The following is a 26,736-nucleotide window of genomic DNA, read 5'->3' on the forward strand; positions in this document are numbered from 1 at the left end:
AGGTACGGCAGTGGCTGCGGCAGGTCAGCACATCTCGACGCGAGGGCTGTACCTCTCACCGCCCGCGCTGTCCTGCGTGTAGGTGTAGTAGAAGCCCTTGCCCTTGCAGGTGCCGCGCGCGGTCAGGTCGACGTTGGCGGCGGACTGGGTGGCGGATCCGACCTTCACGTCGGAGCCGTTGTTGACCCACTTGTACGTCGTCACCGTGACGGTCTGGGAGTCGTCACCGGCACAGCCCCGGCGGCCTCCCGCGCCGGAGAGATCGTTTCCGGTCTGCACCACATTGTCGGCGTACAGCTCGCAGGCCTTCACCTTCGTCTGCGGTGCCGAGGACGCCGCGGAGGACGGCGCGGCCGCGGCCATCGGGGTCGCCAGACCCGCCACCGCGACGGCGGCAAGGGTTCCGGTCAGAATCCGACGCTTGATCATGTTCAGCTCCCCGTAGTCGTGTCGGGCTTTCACCGGGTACACGAACGGGGCCGTCGCCCCACATGTCAGGCATTGCTGTGACGCCCGTCACTCGCGAGGTCCGAGCAGCCGACGGAGGCGCCGCACGGCCCGGGTCCGGTACCGGGCCGCGGTCCCCCGCCCTATCCCCAGGATCCGCGCCGCCTGCTCGGTCGTGTAGCCGTCCAGGTCGACGAGGATCACCACGCGGGCCTGCTGACGCGGCAGTTGATCCAGCAGCCGGACGGCCTCGATCTCGGCGGTACGCTGCTCGACACCGCCGTCCCAGGCGCCGAGGGTTCCCCGGTGCGGGTCGTCGCTCCCCTCCCCCGCGGTCGGCACCTGCCTGCGCTCACGCCGCCAGGCGTCCCGGGTCGCACTCGCCAGCGCGGAGAAGGCGTACGCGGCCGGCTCCGGATGCTCCAGAAACCTCCGCGGCCGCGAGGCCAGTTTCAGATACACCTCGTGGACGGCGTCCTCACCCCCCTGCGCGGCCCCGCTGAGGGCGGCCGCACGGGCGTACAGCTTGGGCAACATCCCACAGAACACCTCGTCGAACGACGTGCTGCGGGCTTCGGCAGATGTCTGGCTCATTGATCCTGCAATCCCCGTGAGTACGTGCAGAGCGTTGTGCAGGGGGACTCTTCTCCGCGTGCGTGGAAGGAGGATTGAGGAAATGTTGAGCGGCGACTGGGGCCGCTACGGGACGGTGCCCGGCAGATCGACCTCGGCGCGAACGGTCTTGCCGGGCTCCCGCCGCAGTACCTCCCACCGATCGGCGAGCGCGTCGACGAGGAGCACACGCCCGTGCGTCACGGCGTTCGTGGCCAGCTCGGCGACGATCAGGACGACGGTCTCGGAGGCGTCGGAGCCGTGGGGGATCCCCCAGCCGTGCAGCGTACGCGGTGACGGACTGGACAGTACTGGTGACGTCCCGTAACCATGCCTCCGGAGGTGACCGACAGTGGTCGACGGCGCGATGGAGCCGGAGTCGTCGGACAGTCTGCGGACGTTCGGGGCGGTGGTCCAGGGCTTGCGCGAGCACGCGGGGCTGAGCAGGGAGGAGTTCGGCGAGCTGGTGCGGTTCTCCAAACACACGGTGGCGTCCGTGGAGTTGGGGAGACGGATGCCGGATCCGGAGTTCGTGACCCGGGCGGAGGAGGTGTTCGGCAGGACGGGGGCGTTACGGAAGGCGGCGGGGTGTCTGGAGAGGCAGCCGGGGTTGGCGGCTTGGTTTCGGCGGTGGGCGCAGTTGGAGAAGACGGCGATCACCTTGTGCACCTACGAGTGCCGGATGGTCCCGGGCCTTTTGCAGACGCAGGCGTACGTACGAGCACTGGCCGCCGACAACCTGCCGCCGCCGGCCGACCAGCAGATCGAGGAACGGTGGGCAGCACGGGCCGAGCGACAGAAGCTCCTCTCGGAGCAGCCGAACACCGCGTTCAGTTTCATCGTCGAAGAGCACGCTTTCCTACGGCACACCGGCGGCGTCGAGGTGACGCGTGAACTCATCGATCACGTGCTGGAGATCGCCAAGCTGCGCAACGTCGAGATCAAAGTGGTCAGCGTGCTCCAGAGGAGGTATGCCGGGATGCGTGCACAGGCTCTCTCCCTCGAAGACTCCGTGAGCCTGCTGCAGCGCATGCGAGGACATCCGCGACTCCAAGAACAAACAGGGGCCCCAGCTCATCCTCTCCCCCACCACTTGGTCTGCTTTCCTCACGCACGCCACCAAGTAACTGCCGGGGCCGGTGGCCAGGGCCGTCGGACCCTTCGGCCGACTCCATGGCCACTCGGCGATGCGGGACTACTCGCCCCCGCCACTCTGCTGCGAACGGGAACTCCGGCTCGCGCTGCGAGTCAGTTCGCTACCGAGCAGCGTCGCCTTGGCCACACCCCGTGCCCAGCGTGGGGCGTCACCCCGGGCCGCCCAGAAGACGCAGACGCAGCCGCCGATGACGAGCAGAACGACGACCGACAGTATGAGCACGAGCATGCTCGACCCCTATTTCTTGTGATGGTCAGCGCCATCCTCTCAGTCGCCTTGCCCGGCGCCGGCACCCCTGCACCAGGAACCCCACTGCCATAGGAGCGCTTGGGCCTGCACCGCCTCCACCCCAAGACACCTGACCTGGCCATTGCCCCTCACAGGCAGCCCAATTGCTCCAACTGCTGCTCGCCCCGCCCCCTCCGCCAGCCGATGCCCCGCACACGCGCCCCACTTGCCGCCAAGCCCACCCGGCACGCCCGCACACCCACCGGTCGACGGCCGCCAAGACCACCCGGCGTGCCGCCACCCCCCTCGCGCGCCCCGCAACCCCGAGCAGCCACTCCACCCGCCGAAGGGCCCGACGCCCCTGGCCACCCGTTCCTCCCCGGCCGCCCGCTCGCTTCTCTCCCGTGCTGGAGCGAGCCGAGTCAAGGGTCGGCCGAAGGACGATCGCCGAAGGCGACGCGCAGCGCCCTTTACTCGGTTCGCGGAAGCACGACACTGGCCAAGAAGCGGGCGGCCCCACCAGCACCTCGCAAACCCCCTGTCCGACAACACACTTGACGCCCCATCACTTTGCCGAACTCACAGCTCACCGACAGCCTCCCCTCCTAACCTGCCGTGCTCATGACAGACAAAAACTCGGGCACCAACTCATCGGCACGCACCCCCATCGGCCGCCGTACCGTACTGCTCGCCACCGGCGCCACTGCCGCCACCCTCGCAGTCGGCGCGGCCGCAGCGACCGACAGCTCCGCCCCCGACGCGACGACCACCGCCCCCGTGGCCGCCGCAGCCGTCTGCACACTCACCAAGGAGATGACCGAAGGCCCGTACTACCTCGACGGACAGTACGTCCGCTCGGACATCAGCGAGGACAAGACGGGCATCCCCCTGAACCTGACGCTCACGGTCGTGGACGACGACACCTGCGTCCCGCTCAAGAACGCCCTGGTCGAGATCTGGCACTCGGACGCGCTCGGCGAGTACTCCGGCTTCGTGGGCAACAACGGCCATGACGAGCCCGACAACGGCACGTTCCTGCGCGGCGGCGTCCTCACCGACTCGAACGGCGTCGCGAAGATCACCTCGGTCTACCCGGGCTGGTACCGAGGCCGCTGCGTGCACATCCACATCAAGGTCCACACGGACGTCACCCTGACCCCCGACGGCTCCTTCACCGGGGGCGAGGAACTCCACACCGGCCAGCTCTTCTTCAGCGAAACCATCACGACCAGGGTCGCGGCCCTCGCCCAGTACGCGATCAACACGGTCCCCCGCACCACCCTGGCCCAGGACTCCATCTACGACGAGGGAGGCGCAGCCTCAGGCCTCCTCACCCTCACGCCCCTCGGCAGCACGACCTCCGCCGGTTACGCCGGCACGCTGACCCTGGGCGTGGAACAGGGCTGACGCCCGACGTACGGCCCCGGGCCGAAGAGGCCGGCAGTCCCTCCGCCGGCCCGGGGCCACTCGTCACCGCCGCCCCCCGAACTCCCAAGCCCACACCTCGACATCCGCATACCGCCCCTCCGCCAGGACCCCACGCGCAGCCTCCGCATCCGAGGCCCTCACCAGCACCGCCGTACCCACCCACACCTCACCGTCGTCCGACAGCAGCGACCCAAACGCGATCAGGTCGTCGCGGGCCACCGAAGACGGCAAATCAAGGTCGGTGGCCGGGTCCGGGCCGAGGCCGATCACCAGGTACCTGTTGCCGGCCGTCCGGCCGCCGGGGAAGTCCCACATGGTGCGCCCCAGCATGTTGCGCCAGCGGCGCAGCAGCACGTCCCGGTACACGCCGGCCTGGTGGTTGGGCTCGTCGAAGGCGAACGCGCGGGCGGCGGTGGGATCGGGGAGGTCGACGATGTGGACACTGCCGGTGGGAGTCGACCCGTCGTCGGCGAAGGTCGGGCCACGGGCGATCAGCTCAGCCGCGTACCGGTCCATATAGGACCAGTGCTCCTCCAGCAGCTCGTCGCGCAGCGGAACGGAGCCGACCCGATCACGGTGGTAGCAGAAGAACTCCATGGCCACGAACCTTTCCGCACCACGGAACCGATCTCAACGCCGAGGGGGCGCGATGTCTCTTGCCACCGGGGTGAACCAGGGTGAACGAGGGTGAACCCATGGTTTCGCACGGTTGAACCTTCGCGGCTGAGGCGAAGTCGGGCGACAACAGCGGAACCGCGGGTGGCGGCCGGACCGATCTTTCTATCCGAAGCATGTCGGTCCCCCGAGGAGTCACCTGATGTCGAGCGTCGCGACCGCCGAGATACGTACCGTCCCGGCGCGCGCCAGATCCGCACCGCCCCATGGCCACGCCCTGCGGCTCGACATCCAGGGGCTGCGCGCGGTGGCCGTCGGGCTGGTGGTGCTCTCCCATGCCGGCGTGTCCCAGGTCAGCGGCGGTTACATCGGCGTCGACGTCTTCTTCGTCATCTCCGGCTTCCTCATCACATCGCTGCTGCTGCGCGAACTCGCCACCACCGGGCGGGTGTCGATCCGTTCCTTCTACGCCCGCCGGGCACTGCGGCTGCTCCCCGCGTCGTCCCTGGTCATCGCCGTCACACTGGGCGGGGCGTGGCTGTTCCTGTCGAAGGCGCGGCTCGCCGAGTACGCGGGCGACGCCCTCGCCAGCGCGCTGTACGCGGTCAACTTGCGACTGGCCGCGACCGGTACGGACTATCTCGCCCAGAACAGCCCGCCGTCGCCGTTCCAGCACTTCTGGTCGCTCGCCGTGGAGGAGCAGTTCTACCTGGTGTGGCCGCTGCTCCTGCTGCTCACCTGGCGCCTCGCCCGCGGCCGACGCCGACGGGTGGCGGTGCCGCTCGGGATGCTGTGCCTGGGGTCGTTCGCGGCGGGCGTCCTCGTGACGCACTCCTCGGCGCCCTGGGCGTATTTCGGCTCCCTCACCCGGGCCTGGGAACTGGGTGTCGGCGCGCTCCTGGCGCTGGGCGCCGGCCGGCTCGAGCGGCTGCCCGCCGCCCTCGCGGGCCCGCTGACCTGGCTCGGCCTGGCCTGCGTCACGCTGTCGGCGGTCTGGTACGACGTCGAGACCCCCTTCCCCGGCTACCACGCCCTCCTGCCGGTCGCCGGTACCGCGCTCGTCCTGGCCGGCGGCTGCGCGCGCACCCCGCACGGCGCCGGGTGGCTGCTGGGGCGGCGACCGCTGGTGTGGCTCGGCGGACTCTCGTACGGCTGGTACCTGTGGCACTGGCCGCTGCTGGTCATAGCCCCGGCGGCGCTGGGCCGCGCCGACGGCACCGCCGACGTGCCGCTGGCGCTCGGGCTGTGCGCGGTGGCGCTGGGCCTGGCGTGGCTGACCCTGCGCCTCGTCGAGAACCCGGTCCGTTTCCACCGGGCCTTCCGCGGGCGCCCCCGCCGCGCCCTGGCTCTCGGGGCCGCGCTGTCGGCCGCCGCCTCGGCACTGTCCCTGACGGCGACCGCGGTCCCGCCGACGATCGAGGTGGGCGACCCCGCGCCCGTGCTGGCGCAGGCCCTCGCCGGCGCACCGGCCCCGCAGGCACGTCTCACCGAACTCCTCGCGTCGTCCCCCACCGCCCTGCCGAGCAACCTCGCCCCGCCCCTGCCGAAGGTGAAGTCCTCCCGCTCCGCGGTCTACGGGGACGGCTGCCACGTCGACTACGCCGCTACCGGCACCCGGCCCTGCGTCTACGGCGACCGGACTTCCTCCCGTACGGTCGTCCTTTTCGGCGACTCCCACGCGGCCCAGTGGTTCCCGGCCCTGCAACGGCTCTCGACCACACGCGGCTGGAAGCTGGTCTCGCTGACGAAGGCCTCCTGCAAGGTCGCCGAGGTGACCATCATCAGCGGCCACAAGGCGTACACCGCCTGCGACACCTGGCGCTCCCACGCCATGGCAAGGATCAAGACCTTGCGTCCCGACCTGGTCGTCGTGTCCTCCTCGGACGCCGGAGACCCTGCGCGCCCCGCCGCCGACCCCGTCCATCAGTGGACCACCGGCTTCGAGGAGACCTTTCGCACCCTGGGTACCTCCGGCGCCCAGGTCGCCGCGCTGCTCGACACTCCGTGGCCCAAGGGCGACCCGATCGACTGCGCCGCCAGGAACTCCCTGCAACTACGTGCCTGCGCGAACCACTTGCCGGACGCGACCCGCGACGCGAGCCGCGGTACCGCCCTCCGTGCCGCCGCGTCCACGACGGCCACCACCGTCATCGACCCCACGCCCTGGCTCTGCGCCCCCCGCACCGGCATCTGCCCCGTCGTCGTCGCCGACACCGCCGTCTACCGCGACGACAGCCACCTCTCGGAGGCGTACGCCGATGCACTGGCCCCGGTTCTGGCGCCATCGCTGGATCGCCTCGTGGGCGCGCCCTGATCACACCGGGTGATCAAAGCGACGGGACTGCTTCTCCCGGCTGGTCCGACAGAAGCCCCTCAACCGAGCGCGGCCCACCCCCGCGGGTGGGCCGCTCCCGTTCAGCCCGTCAGCCCGTCAGCCCGTCAGGACTACGGGCACTCCTTCCACGCCAGGTGGTACACCGTGCTGATGTCCCCGTCCGTCGAGTCCATCGTCATGAAGCTGACCTTGTCGGCCGACTGGGTGCCGGCGTTGACCCGGATCTCGGTGTTGATGTTGAAGTTGCGCTGGACTCCGCAGGGTGCGTAGACCAGTTGGGCCCAGTCCGTCTCGTCGGTGGCCTGCCAGTTGTCGTTGAGGGGGCCGCTGAAGGGGTGGTTCTTGTACACGGTGCTGGGCGAGCCCTGGAAGTAGTACGAGGCCCGCTGGGACGCGCTCGCGCCGCGCTGTAGGGCGGCGAAGCCTCGGTAGTCCGCGCTCGCGATGGCGTAGGTGAAGCCGCCGGGGACGTGGACCTTCAGGTTGAGCTGGCAGTTCCTGCGGAACGCGGTCGGGTCGGAGTTCCCGCCTGCCTGGGCGAGGTAGTCGCTGTAGGTCACCGTGAAGGCGGTGTTGTCCTCGGAGACGGCGACCGCTGCCGTGCCCTGGGGACAGCCGGAGCCGTTCACCGTGGCGACCTGGATGATGATCTTGTCCGGGGGCGGGTCGTCGAACCCGGAGGACGGGGATGTCGCGGGGAGTGCGCTGGTGAGGAGCGCGGCTACCGCGCCGCTCAGGAGCAGGCCACCGGCCATGGTTCTCCCATCGGTTCGTGGGGGGTGGATCATGAAGTGGGCATGCGCATGTCAAGATCACAGCAGGTGACCGCGCATGCACCCCCGGCCTGTGACCATTCCATGAAGGAGCTGTGAAGGTCGGGAGCGGTCGCATCGTACGCAGGGCGGGAGGGGTCGGCCAGGGCGCACTCCGGCCATTCACAGTGGCGGGATTTCGCACCGGGCGCGGGAGGGCGCATAGGGTGCCTTAGCCAGTGTCCAGTGCCTCAGCCCCAGGAGACTCCCCGAGGACGCGATGAGGATCACCCAGGGATTCGCCCACCGGAGCACCCGCGGACGCGGCCCGTCAGGGGTTCTCCCAGGCCGCCGGTTCCGCCGCCAGCCGCTCCACCTGCTCGGGCAGCGCGCCCGCCGCGAGGTCGGCGACCGTCACGCCCTCCAGGATCCTGCGCACATTGGCCCGCAGGGCGACCCACAGCGGCAGCAGCGGCTCGGCGGTTCCGCTGTAGGCGAGGCCGGTCGGGCGCTCGCCGCGCACCGAGACGATCGGCCCGTCCACCGCCCGGATCACGTCCGCGACGGTGATCTCCGAGGCCTCCCGGGCCAGCCGGTAGCCGCCGCCCCCGCCCCGCCTGCTGTCGACCACACCCCCGCGCCGCAGATCGCCGAGGATCCCCTCCAGGAACTTGTGGGGGATGTCCTGCGCGGTGGCGACGGCCTCCGCCTTGACCGGCCCTTCCTCCTGCCGGGCAGCCAGCTCCACGACCGCTCGTACCGCGTAGTCCGCACGTGCCGAGATCCTCATAGGACCATTGTCGCGGTCGGCCTGTGGACAATGACGCACAGCACCACCCAGGCACCACACACTCGGCACGACCCAGCCACCACGTAGGCACCACGCACGGCACGGCAGCACAACAGGAGGCGCTCCCTTGGAGCTCAGCAGGCGTACCTTCCACGCTCTCGCCGGCACGGCGGCGCTCGGCTTCGCGCTGACCGGCAGCGGGTCGCCGACCTCCGCCCAAACGGCACGGACCGCGCCCACGGGCCCGCCGCCACCGGTGCCGAGCGCGGACGGCAAGCGGCACCGGATCGGCTTCGACCGGTACTCGCTGCTGGTCGACGGCCGCCGCCTGGTGCTCTGGTCCGGCGAGATGCACCCCTTCCGGCTGCCGAGCCCGTCCCTGTGGCGGGACGTGCTGGAGAAGATGCGCGCCCACGGCTACAACGCCGTCAGCGTGTACGTCGCCTGGAATTACCATTCCGCCGCTCCCGGCCGGTACGACTTCACCGGGGTGCGCGATCTGGACCTGTTCCTGCGCACGGCCGCCGAGACCGGCCTGTACGTGATCCTGCGGCCCGGCCCGTACATCAACGCGGAGGTCGACGCCGGCGGCTTCCCCGGCTGGCTGACCGCCACCGAGGGCAGAGCCCGGACCTCCGACCCGACGTATCTGAAGTACGTCGACGAGTGGCTGACCGCCGTCAACGCCGTCGTGGCGAAGCGCCTGTTCACCCGGGGTACGGGCACGGTCCTGCTGTACCAGATCGAGAACGAGTACGACGCGCACGTCGACGACCCGGCCGGGCGCGCCTACATGGCGTACCTGTACGAGAAGGTCCGCGCCGACGGCATCGATGTACCGCTGTTCCACAACGACAAGGGGAGGAACGGGTACTGGGCCCCGGGGTCGTTCGGCACCGGCGGTGAGAAGGGGCGCTGGCTCTACGGGTTCGACGGGTATCCGGAGCCGGACGAAGTCCCGCCCGACTGGGGGCACTTCGGGTCCGGCGGGGCGAAGGGCGGGGCCACGGCCAGTCCGCGCACGCCCGGGTTCGTGCCCGAGTTCGGCGGGGGCTGGTTCGACCCGTGGGGCGGGTCCTGGTTCGGCGGGAAGGGGTACGCCGAGTCGCGCCGGACCCGGGACGCGGCGTACGAGCGGCGCTTCTACCTGACCAACCTCGCCAACGGAATCACGCTGCACAACGTCTACATGACGTTCGGCGGCACCTCCTGGGGCTGGCTGCCCGCGCCGGCCGTCTACACGTCGTACGACTACGGCGCGGCCTTCGACGAGGCCCGCAACGCCACCCCCAAGCTCGCCTCGATGCACCAGATCGGGCAGTCGGTGCGCCACTTGCCCGACCTCGCCAAGCTGAACCGGGCGAAGGCCGTGCGCGCCACCGACAAGCGGATCAAGGTCTACCACCTGACCAACCCCGACACCGGCGCCCACTTCTACGTCCTGCGCAACGACTCCGCCGAGGCGGTCTCGGTGACGCTGCCGGACGCCGGGATCGACGTGCCGGTCATGGTCCCGGCGCGGGACGCCAAGCTGATCGCCGCCGATCTGAAGCTCGGGAAGCGGACGCTGGTGCACGCCACCGTGCAGCCGATGCTGAGCCTGACCGCCGGACGGCAGGACATCGCGGTGTTCGCTGGCCGGCGGGGCGATCTCGCGCAGGTCGTGCTGGAGTGCGTCGACGAGCCGACACCCATGCGGCTGGACGCGGAGCCCGCGTGGTCCTGGAACCTCAACAAGCTGAACATCACCGCTCCGCTCGGCGCCGGCGGGCTGAGCCGGGTGCGGGTCGAGGGCGACGGCGTGGACACGCCGATGCTGGTGCTGTTCGCCGACGACGCGACCGCCCTGCGGCTGTGGCCGTACGAGACACCGTCCGGCCCGCTCCTTGTCTACGGCCCCGCCCTGCTGCGGTCGGCGACCCTGCGCGGCTCCACGGCGCACCTCACCGGCGACACCACCGGCGCGACCGGCCTCGAGGTGTGGGGGCCGCGCGGGATCACGCACGTCACCTGGAACGGGCGCCCGGTGCCCGTCCGGATCAGCGCTTCCGGCAGCCTGCTGGCCCTGAAGCCGCTCCCCGGGGTGACCCGGCCGGCCCTGCCCGCGCTCGACGGCTGGCGGCGGCGGACCGAGAACCCGGAGGCCGAGCCCGGTTTCGACGACTCGGGCTGGACAGCGGCCGACAGGACGACGTCCTTCAGCACGACGCCCGTCCCCGACGGGCAGCCCGTCCTGTTCGCCGACGACTACGGCTTCCACTACGGCGACGTCTGGTACCGGGGCGAGTGGGACGACGAGAACGGCGTCGAGTCCGTGTCCCTCGCCTACAGCACGGGCACACAGGGTCTGCTGATGGCCTGGCTGGACGGCGAGCCGCTGGGCACGCACCGGATGCCCGTACCGGACAAGAGCCGGGCCCGGCAGGGGACGTGGACCGCCAAGGCCACCTTCGCCCTGCCGGAGGAACTGCGGGACAGGTTCCGTGAGGCGCGGGACGGAAAGCGCGACCGGCATGTGCTGTCCGTGCTCGTCCGGCCGATGCAGCACGACATGGACGGCAAGGCCCTCGACACGCACAAGGCGGCGCGCGGACTGACCGCCGTCACCTTCGAGGGCGCCTCCCCCGAGGTGAAGTGGCGTATCCAGGGCGCGTCCACGCCCGATCCCGTGCGCGGGCCGATGAACAACGGCGGGCTGCACGGGGAGCGCGAGGGCTGGCATCTGCCCGAGCACGACGACGCGGACTGGAAGGACGCCGAGCTCCCCCGGGCCGACCGGCGGCAGGGCGTCACCTGGTACCGGACGGACTTCCGGCTGGACGTCGATCCGGACGTCGACGCCTCGATCGGGCTCGTCCTCGACGACGAACCGGACCGGGCCTACCGCGTTCAGATCTTCCTCAACGGCTGGAACATGGGCCAGTACATCAACGACGTAGGGCCGCAGCACACCTTCGTGCTGCCGAACGGGATCCTCCGCACACGTGGGGCCAACACACTGGCGCTGGCGGTGCTGTCGGACGGCACCACACCTGCCGGGCCGAAGGACGTACGGCTGACCCTGCTGGGCGTGGCGGCGGGAGGAGTGCCGGTCAAGCCCGTGTGACCGGACCGGCCGGCGTGACCGGATCGAGCCGTCCTCGTGCATTGCCTTCTGCGGCACGCTGGTTCACCGTGTTGGCCTTTCAAGGGCTTTTGACCGGGAGGGGAACTCGTGCGAAGACGGCGTTTCATCAGCGGATTAGTCGGTGCCGGGGTGGGTCTCGGACTCGCCCCGGCCGCGGTCGCCCGGGACACCGGCGCACCTCATGCGTGGCAGGCCGTGCCGACACCGGCGGGCACACCGGCCGCCCAGTTGCGGGACGTGGCCGCCGCCGGGGCCTCCCTCGCGTGGGCGGTGGGCGAGGAGGGCCGCAGCGGCAGCACGCTCGGCTCACCGCTGGCCCTCGTGTGGGATGGCACGGCATGGGCGCGGACCGGCCTCGGCCACCTGGGCTTCCGCGGCTACCTGCACTCCGTGGCCGGGACGTGCGCCGGCTCGGCGTGGGCCATCGGCACCGACACGGCGGGCCTCACACATCTGCTCGCGTGGGACGGGCAGACCTGGCGGGAGACCGACTTCCCCGGGCGGGGGCAGTCCGGCACGTCGCTCACCGGCGTCGCGGTCGACCCCCGCGGTGGGGCCTGGTTCTCCGGTCGCACCTCCGACGGCCAGCTGCTCCTGCACCGGGACGGCGGCACCTGGACCTGGCTGCCCACGCCCCCGAGCGCGACCGCCGCCACGCCCTCGGGTGTCCAGCTGACCCCGACCGGTGACGTCTGGTTGTACGGCGTCGGGGTCGTCGCCCGCTGGGACGGCTCCGCCTGGAGCGAGCTGCCCGCCTACCAGGGCATCCGGGCGAGCATCACCGGGCTGCTGCCGGTGGCGGACGACGACCTGTGGCTCGTCGGGTACGACTACGGCGTCGGCGGCCCGGTCGGCAAACCCCCGGGTGTGCTTCTGCTGCACGGGGACGGCAGCACCTGGGAGAGCGTCACCAAGCCGTTCGGCGTCGGCATGCTCAACGGGATCGTCGCCGACGCGCAGGGACAGCCGGACCGCATCGCCGGCTGGGACTTCTGGGACCAGACCAGGGCCCACTACCTGCGCTGGGACGGCACGGCCTGGGTGAGCGAGCGGGGGCCGGTGGCCACGACCCCCGTCGTCATGAACGCCCTTGCCTCCGTGCCGGGTTCAGCAGGCAACTACTGGGCGGTCGGCACGACATCGACCTCGGCGTCCTCGGCCGCCCAGCTCCGGATCGAACGCTGATCCGCCCGTCCGGTTGTCACGCCAGCCGGATCACGTTCCAGGACAGCGGTTCCAGGACGGTGCTCAGCGTGCCGTCCTGGAGAGCCGTGCCCTCGACCGGGTGCGTGGTGACCCGCTCGGGGTCGTCGAGGGTGTTGCGGGCGTCGGGGTCGGCGTCCGCGAGGGCGCTGTGCTCGACGACCGACGACAGGCCGAGCCCGCTCAGGGCGACCTCGAGCGGCAGCGCCTCGGTGCGGCTGCGGTTGACGGCGAACACGGTGACCGTGCCGTCCTCGGCGCGGACCGCCGTGGCGTGCAGGAGGTCCGCCTCGCCGTACTTCTTCGTCTCGTACGTGGGAGAGTCCACGCGGACGTCCAGGACCTCGCCGCGGCCGTACTTCGACGCCTGCGCGAACGGGAAGAACGTGGTCTGCCGCCAGGCCGGGCCGCCCGGCTCGGTCATGATCGGCGCGATGACGTTGACGAGCTGGGCGAGGCAGGCGACGGTGACGCGGTCGGCGTGCCGGAGCAGGGCGATGAGGAGCGAGCCGAAGACGACCGCGTCCATGACGCTGTAGTTGTCCTCCAGGAGGCGGGGGGCCTCCGCCCAGTCCCGCGCACCGGAGTTCTCGATCTCGTGCCACTCCGAGATGTACCAGACGTTCCACTCGTCGAAGGAGAGGTTGATCTTCTTCTTCGACTTCAGCTTCGCGCCGATGTGGTCGGCGGTGGCGACCACGTTCTCGATGAAGGACTCCATGTCGACGGCGGAGGCCAGGAAGGAGTCGACGTCGCCGTTCTCGGGCTGGTAGTAGGCGTGCAGGGAGATGTGGTCGACGAGGTCGTACGTCTCCTCCAGGACCGTCGCCTCCCACGCGGCGAAGGTGGGCATGGACTGGCTGGAGGAGCCGCAGGCGACGAGTTCGACGCCCGGGTCGATCTGGCGCATCGCGCGGGCGGTCTCGGCGGCGATCCGGCCGTACTCCTGGGCGGTCTTGTGGCCGGTCTGCCAGGGGCCGTCCATCTCGTTGCCCAGGCACCACAGCTTGATGCCGAAGGGGTCCTTGTCGCCGTGCGCGGCACGGAGGTCGGACAGGGCCGTGCCGGCCGGGTGGTTGGCGTACTCCTGGAGTTCGAGGGCCTCGGCGACGCCCCGGGTGCCGAGGTTGAGGGCCATCATGGGCTCCGCCCGGGGGCCGATCTTCTTCAGGAAGGCGATGTACTCGGAGAGGCCGAAGCGGTTGGTCTCGGTGGAGCGCCAGGCGAGGTCGAGGCGGCGGGGGCGGTCCTCTGCGGGGCCGACCGAGTCCTCCCACTTGTAGCCGGAGACGAAGTTGCCGCCGGGGTAGCGGACGGCGGTGACGCCGAGTTCCTTCACGAGGTCCAGGACGTCCTGGCGGAGGCCGGCCTCGTCGGCTGTGGGGTGGTCGGGTTCGAAGATCCCTGTGTAGACGCAGCGGCCGAGGTGTTCCACGAAGCTTCCGAAGAGGCGGGGGTTCACTTCGCCGACTGTGAATGCGGGGTCGAGGGTGAAGCGGGCGGTGTTCATGCTTGCCTTTCGAGGTTCAGTTTCGGCTGCGGGTGCGTGGGGGTTGATCGCGCAGTTCCCCGCGCCCCTAAAAGCAAAAGAAGGGGCGTTATTGGCCTGCCAAGCCTGTGTGCGCTACGCCCGCCACTATCTGCCTCTGGAAGAAGACGAAGACGATGATCAGGGGCAGGCCCGCCATCAGGCCGCCGGCCATGAGTTGGGCCCATTGGATGCCGTAGGAGTTCATGACGGTCGCGATGCCGTTCGGCATGGTCATCAGGTCGGGGTTGTTGGTCACCATGTAGGGCCAGAGGAAGTTGTTCCACGAGGCGATGAAGGTGAAGATGCCGACCGCCGCGAGGGACGGGCGGGAGAGCGGGAGGACGATGGTGAAGAAGACCCGCCAGCGGCCCGCGCCGTCGATGAACGCGGCCTCCTCCAGTTCGCGCGGAATGCCCTGGAAGAACTTGTAGAGGATGTAGACCATCGCGGCGGGGGCGCACTGCGGCAGGATCATGCCCCAGTAGGTGTCCACCATGCCCATCTGCTGGACGGTGGTGAACAGCGGCACGCCGAGCACCGCCGGGGAGATCATCAGGCCCGCCATGACCAGCCCCATCAGGGCGTTCTTGCCGCGGAACTCGGTGCGCGCGAAGCCGTATCCGGCGAGGGCGCTCACCAGCAGGACGACGGACGTCACGCAGACCGAGACGACCAGGGAGTTCACGAACCAGTTGGTGATGTTGCCGGTCTCGAAGAGGGCCTTCCAGGCCTGGCCCGTCCAGTCCTCGGGGAGCCAGTGCGGGGGGACCTCCACGGCCTCGGTCTCGGACTTGAGCGAGGTGAACAGGCCCCAGGCGAAGGGGGCAAGGAAGACGGCGGAGACGGCGGCGCCGAGGAGGGTGAGCACGATCTGGCTGGGCGTCCACGGCTTGCGGGGGTGGGCGGCTGTGCTCATCGGGCGGCCTCCTCACGGCCTCGCAGCAGCCACATCCGGGCGAGGGCGACGGCCGCGATGATCACGAAGAAGATGACGGAGATGGCGGAGGCGTAGCCCACGCGGTAGCTGGTGAAGCCCTCTTCGAGGGTGTACTGGACGAAGGTGCGCGTCGATCCCTCGGGCCCTGGGAGGAAGTCCATCATCACGACGGCCTGGTCGAAGACCTGGAGCGAGGCCAGGATCTGCAGGGCGATGACGAGCCCGGTGATGTTGCGCAGCATCGGCAGGGTGATGTGGACCATGCGGTGCCAGGCGTTCGCGCCGTCCAGTCTGGCGGCCTCGTAGAGGTGGCCGGGGATGCCCTGGAGCGCGGCGAGGTAGAGCAGGAAGCTGAAGCCGACCGTCCACCACAGGGTCTGGATGACGATGGCGAGCATCGCGTAGGACTTGTCGGTCAGCCAGGGCGTCTCGATGCCGAAGACGTGGTTGATCATTCCGGTGCCGGGGTTGAACAGCCACTGCCACAGATTGGCCGCGACGGTGGACGGCAGCAGGAACGGGGCGAAGAAGCACAGCCGCCACAGCCACTTGCCGCGTTCGATGTGGTGGGCGAGCATCGCGAGGAGGAAGGCGAGGACCGTGATGCAGGGGACGACCAGGAGCGTGAAGTACGCGCTGTGGCCGAGGGAGTCCCACATCAATGGGTCCTCGATGGCCTCTCGGTAGTTGTCGAGGCCGATGAAGCTCGCGCCTTCGCCGGAGATGTTGGCGTCGGTGAAGCTGAGCCAGACGCCGCGCAGCAGGGGCCAGATCACGAACAGGGCGAAGAGCGCGAGGAACGGGGCGACGAACCAGCCGCCGTGCTGGAAGCCCTGGCCCCGGCGGAGGCGGGCGCTGTCGGCGGCGGTCTTCACGCGTGCGGGTGCGGCGATGCTCTGGGCGCTGGTCGCCGTCATGCGGCCGCACCTCCCTCTGCGGCGGTGCGGCCGTCCATGGGGTTCTTCATGGCGAGCAGTTGGGTGAGCGCGCTGTTCATCCGGCGGGCGGCGGTCTCGGGCTCGGCGGAGCCCACCGTGGCGGAGACGACGATCGGGCCGACGCGCTGGGCGAGGATGCCGGTGGAGCCCGCGAACCAGACCTTCGGTTCGGTGGCCTGGTGGTTCATGGCCGAGACGTACTCGCTCTGCGGGTTCAGCTCCTTGTACGCGGCCGTGGACAGGGTCGGGGTGTAGGCAGGGATGTGGCCGCCGGCCGCCCACTGCCGGGCGTGCCGGACGACGTAGGCGGCGAGTCGGTGGGCGGCCTCGTTGCTGGGGCCGCCGCGGTCGGACTGGTGCGGCAGGACGAAGGCGTGCGACTCGGCGTGGGTGGCCTGCTTGCCGAAGACGGGCGGCAGCGGGGTCGCGCCGTAGTCGAGCTTCGCTCCGGAGTAGACCGGGACCGACCAGTTGCCCTCCCAGGCGAAGGGCGCGCCGTTGACGAACTGTTCGGCGCCGACGGATCCCATGCCCGGATCGGCGTAGCCGTCGGCGGTGTGGCGGCGCAGGAATTCCAGGACCTGGGTGGCCTTGCCGGTGTCGAAGGTGACCTCCGTGTGGGCGGCGTCGAACCAGGTGCCGCCGAGCTGGGTGTAGAAGGCGACGAAGAACCACCACTGGAAGTTCTGGTCGTTGGCCCACAGGCCGATGGTCTGGAGGCCCTTCTTGGTGGCCTTCCTGGCCTCCTTGAGGACGTCGAACCACTCGTCGGGGGAGGTGACCGGCACGATCCGGCCGTCGCCGCCGAGCAGCCCCGCCTTCTTCAGCACGTCCTTGCGGTAGAAGCAGAGCTGTACGTGGATGTCGAGCGGGAGGGCGTAGAGCTTGCCGTCGATGACGGCGCGCTTCCACAGCGCGGGGTTGAAGTCCTCCTCCCGTACGCCGTACTCGGCGAGCAGTCCGACGTCCCAGGGGTCGAGGAAGCGGCCGGGCGAGAAGCCGGTGACCCGGCCGAGGTGCATGACGCCGAGGTCGGGTGCGCGGTTGCCCGCGGCGGCCATGGCGAGCTTGGTGTAGAAGGGGCTGCCCCACTGGAGCGTGGAGTCCTTCACCGCGATGTCCGGGTTGTCCTTACGGAAGGCGTCCAGCATGGCGATCATGTTGGAGCCGTCGCCGCCGCTGAAGAGATTCCAGTACCGGACGCGGGTGTTCGCACCGGAGGCGAGCGCGTCGGCTCCGGTGCCGGCCGCGGCGAAGCCGAAGCTGCCCGCGACCAGGAGTCCTCCGAGTCCGCCCAGAAGCTGTCTGCGGTTCAGGTCAGGTCGTCCCATTCCCTGCCCTTACTGTCGATTTGCCCTAACTGTCGGTGTGCTGTTCGTTCGGTATTTCGTAAATCGCTCGTCACTTCGAACGGGACCGTAAATTCGAAGCGCTTGCGCGTCAATGGCCCGGCCGGACTGTGGACACGACGTTCCGTACAAGAACGGTCGTTCTCCGTTGAACTACGGGCGTCGGATCGCATGACGTGAACACTTTCGGGCGCGTAGTCTCGGACCCGCTGCCAAGCCGTCGGCCGGCGGTGAGAAGGGGGAGCGATGGACATCGCGGGCGCGCGGATGAGGGCCGCCCGAGTCACTGCCGCGTTCAGGCGCTCGCGACGTGGCTCCGCCATGCGCGGCCTGGCCGCCGGGCTCGCCGCCGGGGTCAGGGCGAGAGAGCAGTCCCCCACCGACGTACGGTCGTTGTGCCGGGCGCTGTGCGAGGAGATGAGCGCGCGGCGCGGCGGGCGTCCCGTCGAGCTGCGTTTCGAGCGCTTTCCCGACGAGATCGAAGTGACCGGGCTGTGGGTCGAGTTCCAGGACTTCGACCTCGTCATCATCGAGGAGCGGGCCGAGGCCCTGCAGCAACTGGTCATCCTCGGGCATGAGTTGTGGCATCTGCACGCGGGGCACGACCACCACCATGTCGCCGGCACGGCGGCGGTGCGGGCCTTGGACCGCGAGCCCGGCTGGAAGTCCCTGGCGCTGACGGTGGCCGCCCGCGACGGCTCGCGTGAGCGGGACGAGGCCGAGGCCGACGCTTTCGGGCACCGGCTGGCGGCGGCTTTCCGCTCCTTCGCGGACGGTCCCCCGCGCGATGCGAACGCCGCTCTCGATCCGGTGCGGCGGTCGATGGGCTACCGGGGACGCGGAGGCGGCGCGCGATGACGAACGCCCGGGACGTCCTCGACGGCTTCTCCGTCTCCTTCTGGCTGCCGATCGGGGCGCTGACCGTCGCCCTGGTCATCAAGCTGCCCAGCCTGGTGAAGATGTGGCGGGACCCGATGCTGCGCGCGGTCGGCGGGCTGCTGCTGTTCGCCTGCGCCGTGTTCGTCTTCGCGTCCCCGGCCGTCATCGGCTGGACCAACCGTGTCACCGGCGTGCCGAACATCGCGGCGCCGCTGGTGTACTCGCTGCTCACCGCGTTGTGCGCGTCCTGGCTGCTGCTGATCGTCGCCTGGCGCAACGGCCTGTCCGACCGCTCGGCCTCGACGCGCCGCGCCGCCCGGTGGGTCGTCTTCGCCTACGCGGGTGTGGTCGTCGCGCTGTGGGTGCTCTTCTGGCTCGCGGACGTCCCCGTGGAGCGCCGCCAGGACCTGGACACGTACTACGCCAACACGCCCTTCATGCGCGAGGAGATCCTTCTCTACCTCCTCGCACACACCGTGGCCTGCTCGGTCACGGCCCGGCTGATCTGGAACTGGGTCCGCACCGACGGCCTCGACGCCTGGCTGCGCTGGGGCCTGAGGTTCCTCGGCGTCGGCTACGCGACGAACCTGCTCTTCGACGCCGCCAAACTCACCGCCGTCATCGCCCGGTTGACCGGCAACGATCTGGACTGGCTGAGCACCTACCTGGCTCCCTCGGCCGCCTGTCTGTCGGCCACCATGGTCGCGATCGGCTTCATCATTCCGCACGGCGGCCAGTACCTGCACGAACGCTGGCGCATCCGGCTCGCCCACTGGCGGCTGCGCCCCCTCTACCTGCTGCTGCGCACCGTCAACGGCGGCGGCGCCCCCTTCGCCCCGCGCGCCACCGGCGAACTGCGCCTGATCCGCCGCGAGACGTACATCCGCGACGTGCTCCTCCAGCTCTCCCGGCACCTCGACGAGGAGCTGCGGGAACGGTCGTACGACGCGGCCCTGGGGCTCGGCTTCGACCCCGGCCGGGCGAAGGCGCTGGCCGCCGCCGTCATGATCCTGGACGCCGTCGCCGCCCGGGAACGGGCCCCGCGGAGCGACAGCGCCGCCTCCCCGTCCGGCCCCGACACCACCTATCTGCTCCAAGAGATCCAGGCCGTGTCCCTGGCCCTGCGGCACCGCGACCACATCGAGGCGGTACGCTCGCGCGCGGCCGCCCCCGGGAGAGAGAACGCCCGCGCATGACTGACAGCTCCACCCCCGCCAGAACCGCCGTCGTCCTGGGGGGATCACACTCCGGCATGCTCGCGGCACGCGCGCTGGCCGATGTCGCCGACCGGGTCGTCGTCGTGGAGCGCGACGCGCTGCCCGCCGCTCCCGGACCCCGCAAGGGACTGCCGCAGGCACGGCACGCCCACATGCTCTGGTCGGGCGGGGTGCGGGCCATGGAGGAACTGCTGCCCGGGATCACCGGGGCGCTCAGGGAGGCCGGGGCGAACCGACTGCCGGTCACGACGGACATCGTCGCCCTGGGCACCCGGGGCTGGTTCCGGCGCTGGCCCGAGTCCCACCACGTGATCCTGGCCGGCCGGGACCTGCTGGACGCGACGGTCCGCGCGCGGGTCCTGGCCGACGAGCGGATCGAGGTCGTCGAGCGCGCGGAGGCGGTGGGCCTCACCGGCACGGACGCCGCGGTCACCGGCGTACGGATCCGGCCCGACGACGGCCCCGAGCGGACCCTCGGGGCGGACCTGGTCGTCGACGCCTCGGGCCGCGGCTCCCAGGCCGCCCACTGGCTGGCCGACCTCGGTCTGCCCCTGGCGGAGCGGCGCGAGGTCGACGCGGGCCTGGCCTACGCCAGCCGCCTGTATCTCGCCCCCGCCGCGGCCCGTGACGCCTTCCCGGTCGTCAACGTCCAGCCCGACCGGCGGGACGGCGGCCCCGGCCGGGCGGGGTTCCTGCTGCCCGTCGAGGAGGGCCGGTGGATCGTCACCCTGTGCGGCACGCGCGGCGGCCGGCCGTCCCGGGACAACGGCGACTTCGTCCGCTTCGCCCGTGAGGACCTGCGGCACCCGCTGATCGGCGACCTGCTCGAACAGGCCGAGCCACTGACCGACGTGTCCTTCACCCGCACCACCGTCAACCGTCGGCACTTCTACGAGCGGATGCCGGCGTGGCCCGAGAACTTCGCCGTCCTCGGCGACGCGCTCGCCGCGTTCAACCCGGTCTACGGCCACGGCCTGGCGGTCGCCGCGCAGAGCGCCCTGCTGCTGCGGGACACGGTACGGCGGCACGGCTGGGCCGCGCCCGGTCTGGCCCGGCGGATCCAGAAGGCCGCCTCCCGCCCGGTCGGCGCGGCCTGGGACCTCGCCATCGGCCAGGACGTCTTCTATCCGGGCGCGACGGAGCAGGGGCCCACGCTCCGGGACCGGCTGGTGACCGCGTACGTGGACCGGCTGATGTACACGGCGACGGGCAACGGCCGTATCGCCCGGCGGGTGACCGATGTGACGTCACTGGAGCGGGGGGCGGGGGTGTTGCTGACCCCGTCGGTGCTGCTGGCGGCGGCGGTGGGCCCGCTCAAGTCGTTCTTGAACGGACCGCCGTTGACGGCAGTGGAGCGGAAAGCGGCCGGGCTGGAGCCCTAGCCCTCGAACGCGGGCTGTGCCACGCCCTTGCCCGCCTCCGGCACCACGAACACCGACCCCGCCAGTGCGGGCGGCTCCGTCAGGCCCACCCGGGCCGTCGTGATGTACAGGTCGCTCAGCCCGGCCCCGCCGAACGCGCAGGCCGTCACCAACGGCACCGGCAGCTCGATCACCCGGTCCAGCTCGCCGTCGGGTGTGTAGCGCCGTACCGCCGAGCCCTCCCAGAGCGCCACCCACACACAGCCGTCGGCGTCGACGGTCAGCCCGTCGGGGAAACCCGCGCCGTCCTCGATCTCGGCGAGGGTCCGGCGGCCGGACACCCGCCCGTCCGTGTGGTCGAAGACATCGACCCGCCGGGTCGGGGAGTCGATGTAGTACAGGAGCCGTCCGTCGGGGCTCCACCCCGTGCCGTTGCTGACGGACACGTCGTCCAGGACGACCTCGACCGTGCCGTCCCCGCCGACGCGGGACAGCGAGCCGCCGCCCGGTGCCTCGTCGTAGCGCATCGTGCCGGCCCAGAGCGTGCCGTCGGGTGCCACGGCGGCGTCGTTGGCGCGACGGCCGGGCACGGGCTCGTGATGCAGCCAGCGGAACCGGCCGCCGTCGGCGTCACCGTCCAGGAGGCCGATCCCGTCACGCAGGTTCAGGACCAGTCCACCCCCGACGCGCGGCTTGACCGCGCCCACGTGCTGCTCGGTGCGGCGGACCGTGCGGCGTCCGGTGGCCGGGTCGTAGGTGTGCACCCGGGAACCGAGGATGTCGATCCAGAGCAGACGGCCGGCCGCCGCGTCCCAGGTCGGCCCCTCGCCGAGCTCGGCCTCGGCCCGTACGGCGACCTCGTACGGCTTCGTCGTCATGCCACGCTCCGGTGGCCGAGGTGCTCCGACAGGTCGGCGGCGCCCTTCGCGGCGAGCTGCTCCAGCTCGGCGCGGCGCTCCTCGCTCCAGCGGATCATGGGCACGGAGATCGACAGGGCGGCGACGACCTGGCCGGTGCGGTCGCGGACCGGCGCGGCCACGCAGCTCACGTCCGGGTTGGACTCACGGCTCTCCACGGCGATGCCCCGCTCACGGATCTCGGTCAGGGCCTCGCGCAGGACGGCCGGGTCGGTGATGCTGTTGGGGGTCATCGCGACCAGCCCGGCGTTGTCGGGGATCCGGGTGGCGAGTTCCTGCTCGGGAAGGGAGGCCAGCAGCATCTTGCCGACGGAGGTGCAGTGGGCGGGCAGCCGGCGGCCGGCCGCCGACACCATCCGCACGGCGTGCGTGGAGTCGACCTTGGCGATGTAGATGACGTCCGTGTCCTCGAGGATCGCCACATGCACCGTCTCGTCGCAGGTCTCGGCGACGGACCGGGCGACCAGCTGCCCCTCGGCGGCGAGGTCGAGCTGCTCGGCGTATCGGGCGCCGAGCTGGTACGGGCGCACACCGAGCCGGTAGCGTCCCGGCTGGCCGGGCACCTGCACGATGTACTTCCGGGCGGCGAGCGTGGTCACCAGCTCGTGCACGGTGGTGCGCGGCAGCTGCAGCTTGCGCACGATGTCGGGGGCGGACAGCGTCCCGTCCCCGTCGAGGAAGAGCTCGAGAATGTCGAGAGCCCGGGTCACGGCTGGTACGAGTCGTCCCACGACCGGCCCCTCCCTATGTGTCTCAGGCGCCTGTGTTCGAGATACCAACAGGCGATCGGCATGACGAACACAGGCTAGCCATAGAGGTTTGGCCGGGCAATGGGCAGAGGCAGAGCGGGCGGAAACCGACGAGCCCGCCCACGGGCACGTCGGTGATCACCGGGCAGGCCGCCGGAGGCTCACCGGCGCCCCCGTGCCGCCCCCAGTTCCCCCCGTAGTCGCTGTGCGCGCAGGACCAGTTCCAGTTCGAAGCGGCGGTCGGGGTTGTCTATCTCGTCGCCCCAGAGTTCTCGGATCTGGCGCAGGCGGTAGCGGACCGTCTGGGGGTGGACGCCGAGGCGGGTCGCGACCTCCGGGGCTCCGCCTCTGGTCTCCAGCCAGGCCAGGAGTGTTTCCGCGAGGCGGCGGCCGTGGGTGGGGCCGCAGTGGGTCAGGGGGGCCAGGCAGCGGAGGGCCAGGTCGTCGATGAGTTCCTCCGGCTGGAGGAGGACCAGCGCCTCGGTGTGCTCGGTGCAGTGGAGGACCTCGCCGGAGGGGAGGAGGTTCCGTTCCATCAGGCGGACCGCTGCCTCGGCCCAGCGCAGGGACTTCGCCGCGTCGGTGAGCGGGACCGGTGGGCCGATCGCGCCGGACCAGCCGGCCAGGGCCCGGTGCAGCAGCTCGGGGCGGCCCGCCGCGCCCGGGTCGGGCACGACCATGCGGGGCTGCTCGTACTCCATGTCGAGCAGCACGCCCTGGCCGACCGCCGGCGCCATGGCCTCCCGGGCCGGGCGCAGCAGGACGCCGACCGCGACCTTCGCCGGTAAGGGCCAGCCGATGCGGGCGGCGCGTTCGGTGAGGGCCTCGGCGGGGTCGCCGCGGTGGTGCTCGGCGAGGAGCAGCTCCATCAAGCGGCGTTGCAGGCGCAGGCGTTCACCGGCCTGGCGGGCCGCCGCCTCGGCGTAGCCGCGTACGGACTGGTCGACGAGGCCGTCCAGGTACTCGTAGCCCGCGTCGACGAGTTCGTACATCGCCGGGGGCGGGATCTCCACCCGCTGGCCGATGTCGGCGAAGCGGCGCCAGGCCAGGCGTACGCCCATGCGGTAGATGGCCTGGAGGGAGTCGAGCGAGCGGCCGTTGAGGCCCTCGCCGCGGCCGAAGTCCTGGAAGACGCCGGGCGGGACGGTGGGCCGGCCCTCCGAGTGCTCCAGGTGCTGCACGAAGACCTCGATGGCACGGCGGATGCCCACCAGGGCCATCGGCTCGCCGGAGTCGTCCACGACGAACGGAAGATGCGGGTACTCGCGCTGTATCTCGCCGAGGATCTCCTCGGCGAGCGCGGGCGCCTCGGCCATGGCGATCGCCGCGAACCGGCGCACCTGGAAGCGCGGTACGTCGTGCCAGGCCGAGCGTGTGGTGACGGTTCCGGTGCGGGCGGCCGTCACCGTCAACTCCCCTGGCCCGCTTGCTCGTACGTGATCAGGGGCGTGTTCGGCTGGTCGGGTGTGGCCTGGAGCAGCGCGACGACGCCCAGCGCGGCGCCCACGGCGAGGGCGGCGGCGAGCGCGACGGTCAGCGCGGCAGCGAGCAGTCTGGACATCGCAGGGTCAGCCTCTCTGTCCGGATACGTCCGGAGATCGTCCGGAGGTTTCCCCACCCCGGCGTCCCGTCCCTGCCTGTCGCGCCCAGTCTCAACAAGCATTGACACCCCGTCAAGAGCAGCCTACGGTTCCCGGCCCAACCGCATGCGCGCGCTTCGCCGCCGTGCCGGTCTCCTCGTACGTCGAGCCGTCCCAAGCCACTGGAGTGCCCGGATGCGCCGTACAACCTCTCCGTTTTCCCTGGTCCTGCTGGGTCTCGGCACGTTCCTGCTGGTGCTGGCGCCCCTGCTCGCCTGGTATGTGCAGCCGCGTGCCGCGGTGAATCCGATCGACATCGACACGACCGCCGTCTACACCGGCCGGGGCAGCGTCTTCGACACTGACCGGATCGAGACGGTTCCCGACCGGAAGATCACCGTGACCCAGCGGGTCCGGGGCAATGTCGAGGACAGCGAACGCAGTGGCAAGGCCGTCTGGGACGTGATCACCACGGTCGACACCGACAAGTCGCTGCCGGCCGCCGATCCGCACGACGCGCTGGACTTCACGCCGCACCGCTGGGTGATGGACCGCGAGACCACCCGGCCGGTGCACTGCTGCGGGGAGAAGCCGTACATCGAGGGCGAGGCCTATCTGAAGTTCCCCTTCGACGTGCAGAAACGCTCGTACCAGTGGTGGGACAACACCCTCGGCGACACGGTCGTCCTGCGCTACCGGGGCACCGAGAAGGTCCAGGGCTACACGGGCTACAAGTTCACCGGCTCGGTCCCCCCGACCAGGACCGGCACGCGCATGGTGCCCGGCAGCATCGTCGACCAGCCGGGCCGGCCGCAGGTGCTCGCCGAGGAGTGGTACTCCAACCACGGGTTCGAGCTGGTCGTCGACCAGGCCACCGGCCGCGTGATCTACGCGCAGACCGGGCCGAAGCGGACCCTGCGGGCGCCGGGCGGGAAGAAGGACGCGGCGGTGCTGCTGGACAGTCGGAAGGTCTCGTTCACGACCGCGACACAGAAGGAAGCGGTGCGGCAGGCGAAGCGGGACAGCGGCCAACTGCGGCTGGTGGGCGAGACGTTGCCGATCGGTGCGGCCCTGACCGGTTTTGTGCTCGCGGTGATGGGTGGTGTTCTCGTGGCGCGTGGGCGGAAGGAGCCGGAGCAGCCTGTTCCGTCCGAAACGCCCGATACGCCCCAGCCCACCCTCACGATGTGATGTGACGTCAGCTCTAACAAAGCCCGAAATTGTCACGCCGGTGAGTAGCCGTGGCGATCGTCCGGGCGAAAACTGTCCAACCCCACCCGAGCACATCCCGTCCACACTCCCCTCCCAGGAAGATCTCAGGCCCCCCACAGGCCGGCATCTTCAAGACTCCCCTTCCAGACTCCCGTTCGGAACGAACCCCCCACGTTTTCCCACGTTGAGTTCCGCACCCCAAGACGAGTTGGAGCACCCATGCCCCAGCACGTACCGTCCCCGCTGCGCGCGTCCCTCAGCGCGCAGCGACCCCTTCCGGCGCTCCCCCCACATCCGCGCCGGATCGTCTTCCTCGCCCATCGTGATCTGGACAACCCCTCCGCCGGCGGCTCCGAGCTGCTGGTGGACAAGCTCGCCGACGGGCTGACCCGGCTGGGCCACCAGGTGACCCTGCTGTGCGGAGGCCCCGCGGCCTTCCGTGACTATCGGGTCGTGTCGGCGGGCGGCCCGTACGGGCACTATCTGCGCGCCCGTTCCGCCTTCGCCCGCCAGATCGGCGACTGCGATCTGCTGGTCGAGGTGTGCAACGGCATGCCGTATCTGGCGCCGTTGTGGCATCGCGGTCCCACGCTGTGTCTGGTCAACCACGTCCATACGGATCTGTGGAAGATGCGCTTCGGCGGGCCGCTGGCCCCGGCGGCGCGGATCGGCCGAAGACTCGAACACTGGGCGCTGACCGGCGCGCGGCAGGGCAGCCTGATGGTCGCCGTGTCCTCCTCGACGGCCCACGCGCTGCGGGCGATCGGGGTCGAGCGGGACCGTATCCGGGTCGTGCACAACGGGGTCGAGGAGCCGGGGCCGAGGGCCGAGCGCTCGGCCGAGCCGTTGTTCGTCGCCGTCGGGCGGCTCGTCGAGTACAAGCGGATCGATCTGCTGCTGCGGTTGTGGGAGCGGGTGCGGCCGGTGACCGGCGGGCGGTTGGTGATCGTCGGGGACGGGCCTGAGCGCGAGAGGCTGGAGCGGCTCGCCGGCCCCGGTGTGGAGTTCACCGGGTATGTCTCCGAGGCCGAGAAGCACCGGCTGTTGTGTGCGGCCTGGTTGTTGCTGCATCCCTCCGCGGTGGAGGGGTGGGGGCTGGTCGTGACGGAGGCCGCGACGCGGGAGACGCCGAGTGTGGCCTTCGATGTGCCCGGGCTCAAGGACTCCGTCGTGGATGGTGAGACCGGGGTTCTCGCACGGGGTGAGTCGTCGTTCGCCGCGGCGTGGTGTGCGCTTGCCCTCGCCGGGCGGGAGCGGGAGTTGATGGGGAAGGCTGCGCGGGACCGGGCCGCCTCGTATCGGTGGGATCGGACCGTGCGGCAGTTTCGGGTGGTTGCCGCGGAGGCGGTGAGGGGCTGGGCCCCGTGATACCA

General features: G+C 70.8%; 25 protein-coding genes and 1 pseudogene. 11 read left to right on the forward strand and 15 right to left on the reverse strand.

The genetic code is table 11. The features are described 5' to 3' along the window. Positions 1-24: 24 nt before the first annotated feature. From ACFT32_RS24745 to ACFT32_RS24755, 3 genes are all read right to left on the reverse strand, one after another. Positions 25-429: a hypothetical protein gene (locus ACFT32_RS24745; protein WP_382493070.1), complete on the reverse strand. Its 405-nt coding sequence runs from the start codon at positions 427-429 to the stop codon at positions 25-27. 87 nt (positions 430-516) lie between these two features. Continuing rightward, the gene (locus ACFT32_RS24750) at positions 517-1,041 is read right to left on the reverse strand and encodes an RNA polymerase sigma factor (RefSeq protein ID WP_382493073.1); all 525 of its coding nucleotides are present in this window, start codon (positions 1,039-1,041) and stop codon (positions 517-519) included. Positions 1,042-1,146: 105 nt separating this feature from the next. Beyond that, positions 1,147-1,506 carry a hypothetical protein gene (locus ACFT32_RS24755; protein WP_382494620.1) on the reverse strand — a complete coding sequence of 120 codons (360 nt, stop codon included), beginning with the start codon at positions 1,504-1,506 and terminating at the stop codon, positions 1,147-1,149. Between ACFT32_RS24755 and ACFT32_RS24760 the strand changes: the two are divergent. Continuing rightward, positions 1,427-2,098, forward strand: a pseudogene (locus tag ACFT32_RS24760) (Scr1 family TA system antitoxin-like transcriptional regulator); the annotation flags it as partial. The gene ACFT32_RS24755 and the pseudogene ACFT32_RS24760 overlap by 80 nt on opposite strands. Positions 2,099-2,135: 37 nt before the next feature. Further along, complete coding sequence (locus ACFT32_RS24765; RefSeq protein ID WP_382494623.1) at positions 2,136-2,186, forward strand: hypothetical protein; 51 nt, start codon at positions 2,136-2,138, stop codon at positions 2,184-2,186. A 68-nt stretch (positions 2,187-2,254) separates the two neighbouring features. Here ACFT32_RS24765 and ACFT32_RS24770 read toward each other — a convergent pair whose 3' ends face one another. Beyond that, complete coding sequence (locus ACFT32_RS24770; protein ID WP_382493075.1) at positions 2,255-2,443, reverse strand: hypothetical protein; 189 nt, start codon at positions 2,441-2,443, stop codon at positions 2,255-2,257. Positions 2,444-3,064: 621 nt separating this feature from the next. Here ACFT32_RS24770 and ACFT32_RS24775 point away from each other — a divergent pair. Then, positions 3,065-3,850 (forward strand): intradiol ring-cleavage dioxygenase, encoded by a 786-nt coding sequence (locus ACFT32_RS24775; RefSeq protein ID WP_382493078.1) that lies wholly within the window; start codon positions 3,065-3,067, stop codon positions 3,848-3,850. Between the two features lie 63 nt (positions 3,851-3,913). On the opposite strand, the gene ACFT32_RS24780 is transcribed toward ACFT32_RS24775, so the two are convergent. Continuing rightward, on the reverse strand, positions 3,914-4,468 hold the full coding sequence (locus tag ACFT32_RS24780; RefSeq protein ID WP_382493080.1) for a YciI family protein: 555 nt from the start codon (positions 4,466-4,468) through the stop codon (positions 3,914-3,916). Positions 4,469-4,688: 220 nt separating this feature from the next. Here ACFT32_RS24780 and ACFT32_RS24785 point away from each other — a divergent pair, with 220 nt between their 5' ends. Beyond that, positions 4,689-6,800 (forward strand): acyltransferase family protein, encoded by a 2,112-nt coding sequence (locus ACFT32_RS24785; RefSeq protein ID WP_382493082.1) that lies wholly within the window; start codon positions 4,689-4,691, stop codon positions 6,798-6,800. Between the two features lie 131 nt (positions 6,801-6,931). Here the strand turns inward: ACFT32_RS24785 and ACFT32_RS24790 are convergent, their stop codons facing one another. Then, entirely contained in the window at positions 6,932-7,576 is a 645-nt protein-coding gene (locus tag ACFT32_RS24790; protein WP_382493085.1) for a DUF4360 domain-containing protein, read from the reverse strand. A 328-nt stretch (positions 7,577-7,904) separates the two neighbouring features. Continuing rightward, positions 7,905-8,363 (reverse strand): RrF2 family transcriptional regulator, encoded by a 459-nt coding sequence (locus tag ACFT32_RS24795; RefSeq protein ID WP_382493088.1) that lies wholly within the window; start codon positions 8,361-8,363, stop codon positions 7,905-7,907. Between the two features lie 127 nt (positions 8,364-8,490). Here ACFT32_RS24795 and ACFT32_RS24800 point away from each other — a divergent pair, with 127 nt between their 5' ends. Both ACFT32_RS24800 and ACFT32_RS24805 read left to right on the forward strand, forming a co-directional pair. Further along, complete coding sequence (locus ACFT32_RS24800) at positions 8,491-11,469, forward strand: beta-galactosidase (RefSeq protein ID WP_382493091.1); 2,979 nt, start codon at positions 8,491-8,493, stop codon at positions 11,467-11,469. Between the two features lie 150 nt (positions 11,470-11,619). Next, positions 11,620-12,675 (forward strand): hypothetical protein, encoded by a 1,056-nt coding sequence (locus tag ACFT32_RS24805; RefSeq protein WP_382493094.1) that lies wholly within the window; start codon positions 11,620-11,622, stop codon positions 12,673-12,675. Positions 12,676-12,691: 16 nt separating this feature from the next. Here the strand turns inward: ACFT32_RS24805 and ACFT32_RS24810 are convergent, their stop codons facing one another. The 4 genes from ACFT32_RS24810 to ACFT32_RS24825 form a co-directional block, all read right to left on the reverse strand. Next, on the reverse strand, positions 12,692-14,203 hold the full coding sequence (locus ACFT32_RS24810; RefSeq protein ID WP_382493096.1) for an alpha-N-arabinofuranosidase: 1,512 nt from the start codon (positions 14,201-14,203) through the stop codon (positions 12,692-12,694). An 88-nt stretch (positions 14,204-14,291) separates the two neighbouring features. Next, on the reverse strand, positions 14,292-15,140 hold the full coding sequence (locus tag ACFT32_RS24815) for a carbohydrate ABC transporter permease (RefSeq protein ID WP_382493099.1): 849 nt from the start codon (positions 15,138-15,140) through the stop codon (positions 14,292-14,294). Beyond that, positions 15,137-16,078: a carbohydrate ABC transporter permease gene (locus ACFT32_RS24820; RefSeq protein WP_382493102.1), complete on the reverse strand. Its 942-nt coding sequence runs from the start codon at positions 16,076-16,078 to the stop codon at positions 15,137-15,139. Before ACFT32_RS24820 ends, ACFT32_RS24815 begins: the two co-directional genes overlap by 4 nt. Then, positions 16,075-17,430: an extracellular solute-binding protein gene (locus tag ACFT32_RS24825; RefSeq protein ID WP_382493105.1), complete on the reverse strand. Its 1,356-nt coding sequence runs from the start codon at positions 17,428-17,430 to the stop codon at positions 16,075-16,077. Before ACFT32_RS24825 ends, ACFT32_RS24820 begins: the two co-directional genes overlap by 4 nt. A 264-nt stretch (positions 17,431-17,694) precedes the next feature. Between ACFT32_RS24825 and ACFT32_RS24830 the strand changes: the two genes are divergently transcribed. The 3 genes from ACFT32_RS24830 to ACFT32_RS24840 are packed head-to-tail and all read left to right on the forward strand — an operon-like array spanning position 17,695 to position 20,926. After that, on the forward strand, positions 17,695-18,306 hold the full coding sequence (locus ACFT32_RS24830) for a toxin-antitoxin system, toxin component family protein (protein WP_382493108.1): 612 nt from the start codon (positions 17,695-17,697) through the stop codon (positions 18,304-18,306). Then, a complete protein-coding gene (locus ACFT32_RS24835; RefSeq protein WP_382493111.1) occupies positions 18,303-19,523 on the forward strand; it encodes an MAB_1171c family putative transporter in 1,221 nt (406 codons plus the stop codon). Before ACFT32_RS24830 ends, ACFT32_RS24835 begins: the two co-directional genes overlap by 4 nt. Beyond that, on the forward strand, positions 19,520-20,926 hold the full coding sequence (locus ACFT32_RS24840) for an NAD(P)/FAD-dependent oxidoreductase (protein WP_382493114.1): 1,407 nt from the start codon (positions 19,520-19,522) through the stop codon (positions 20,924-20,926). Before ACFT32_RS24835 ends, ACFT32_RS24840 begins: the two co-directional genes overlap by 4 nt. On the opposite strand, the gene ACFT32_RS24845 is transcribed toward ACFT32_RS24840, so the two are convergent. From ACFT32_RS24845 to ACFT32_RS24860, 4 genes are all read right to left on the reverse strand, one after another. Then, positions 20,923-21,783 carry an SMP-30/gluconolactonase/LRE family protein gene (locus tag ACFT32_RS24845; RefSeq protein WP_382493117.1) on the reverse strand — a complete coding sequence of 287 codons (861 nt, stop codon included), beginning with the start codon at positions 21,781-21,783 and terminating at the stop codon, positions 20,923-20,925. The two genes, ACFT32_RS24840 and ACFT32_RS24845, sit on opposite strands and share 4 nt — an antisense overlap. Continuing rightward, positions 21,780-22,553, reverse strand: a complete 774-nt coding sequence (locus tag ACFT32_RS24850) for an IclR family transcriptional regulator (protein ID WP_382493120.1) — start codon at positions 22,551-22,553, stop codon at positions 21,780-21,782. Before ACFT32_RS24850 ends, ACFT32_RS24845 begins: the two co-directional genes overlap by 4 nt. Positions 22,554-22,732: 179 nt before the next feature. Next, positions 22,733-23,977 carry a PucR family transcriptional regulator gene (locus ACFT32_RS24855; RefSeq protein WP_382493123.1) on the reverse strand — a complete coding sequence of 415 codons (1,245 nt, stop codon included), beginning with the start codon at positions 23,975-23,977 and terminating at the stop codon, positions 22,733-22,735. A 2-nt stretch (positions 23,978-23,979) separates the two neighbouring features. Further along, entirely contained in the window at positions 23,980-24,132 is a 153-nt protein-coding gene (locus ACFT32_RS24860; RefSeq protein ID WP_215121635.1) for a hypothetical protein, read from the reverse strand. A gap of 214 nt (positions 24,133-24,346) precedes the next feature. Here ACFT32_RS24860 and ACFT32_RS24865 point away from each other — a divergent pair, with 214 nt between their 5' ends. After that, entirely contained in the window at positions 24,347-25,342 is a 996-nt protein-coding gene (locus ACFT32_RS24865; RefSeq protein ID WP_382493126.1) for a DUF3068 domain-containing protein, read from the forward strand. A 240-nt stretch (positions 25,343-25,582) separates the two neighbouring features. Continuing rightward, a complete protein-coding gene (locus tag ACFT32_RS24870) occupies positions 25,583-26,731 on the forward strand; it encodes a glycosyltransferase family 4 protein (RefSeq protein ID WP_382493129.1) in 1,149 nt (382 codons plus the stop codon). The last annotated feature ends 5 nt before the right edge of the window (positions 26,732-26,736 follow it).

The sequence above is a fragment of the Streptomyces sp. NPDC057002 genome, from assembly GCF_042673825.1.
GTDB lineage: Bacteria > Actinomycetota > Actinomycetes > Streptomycetales > Streptomycetaceae > Streptomyces.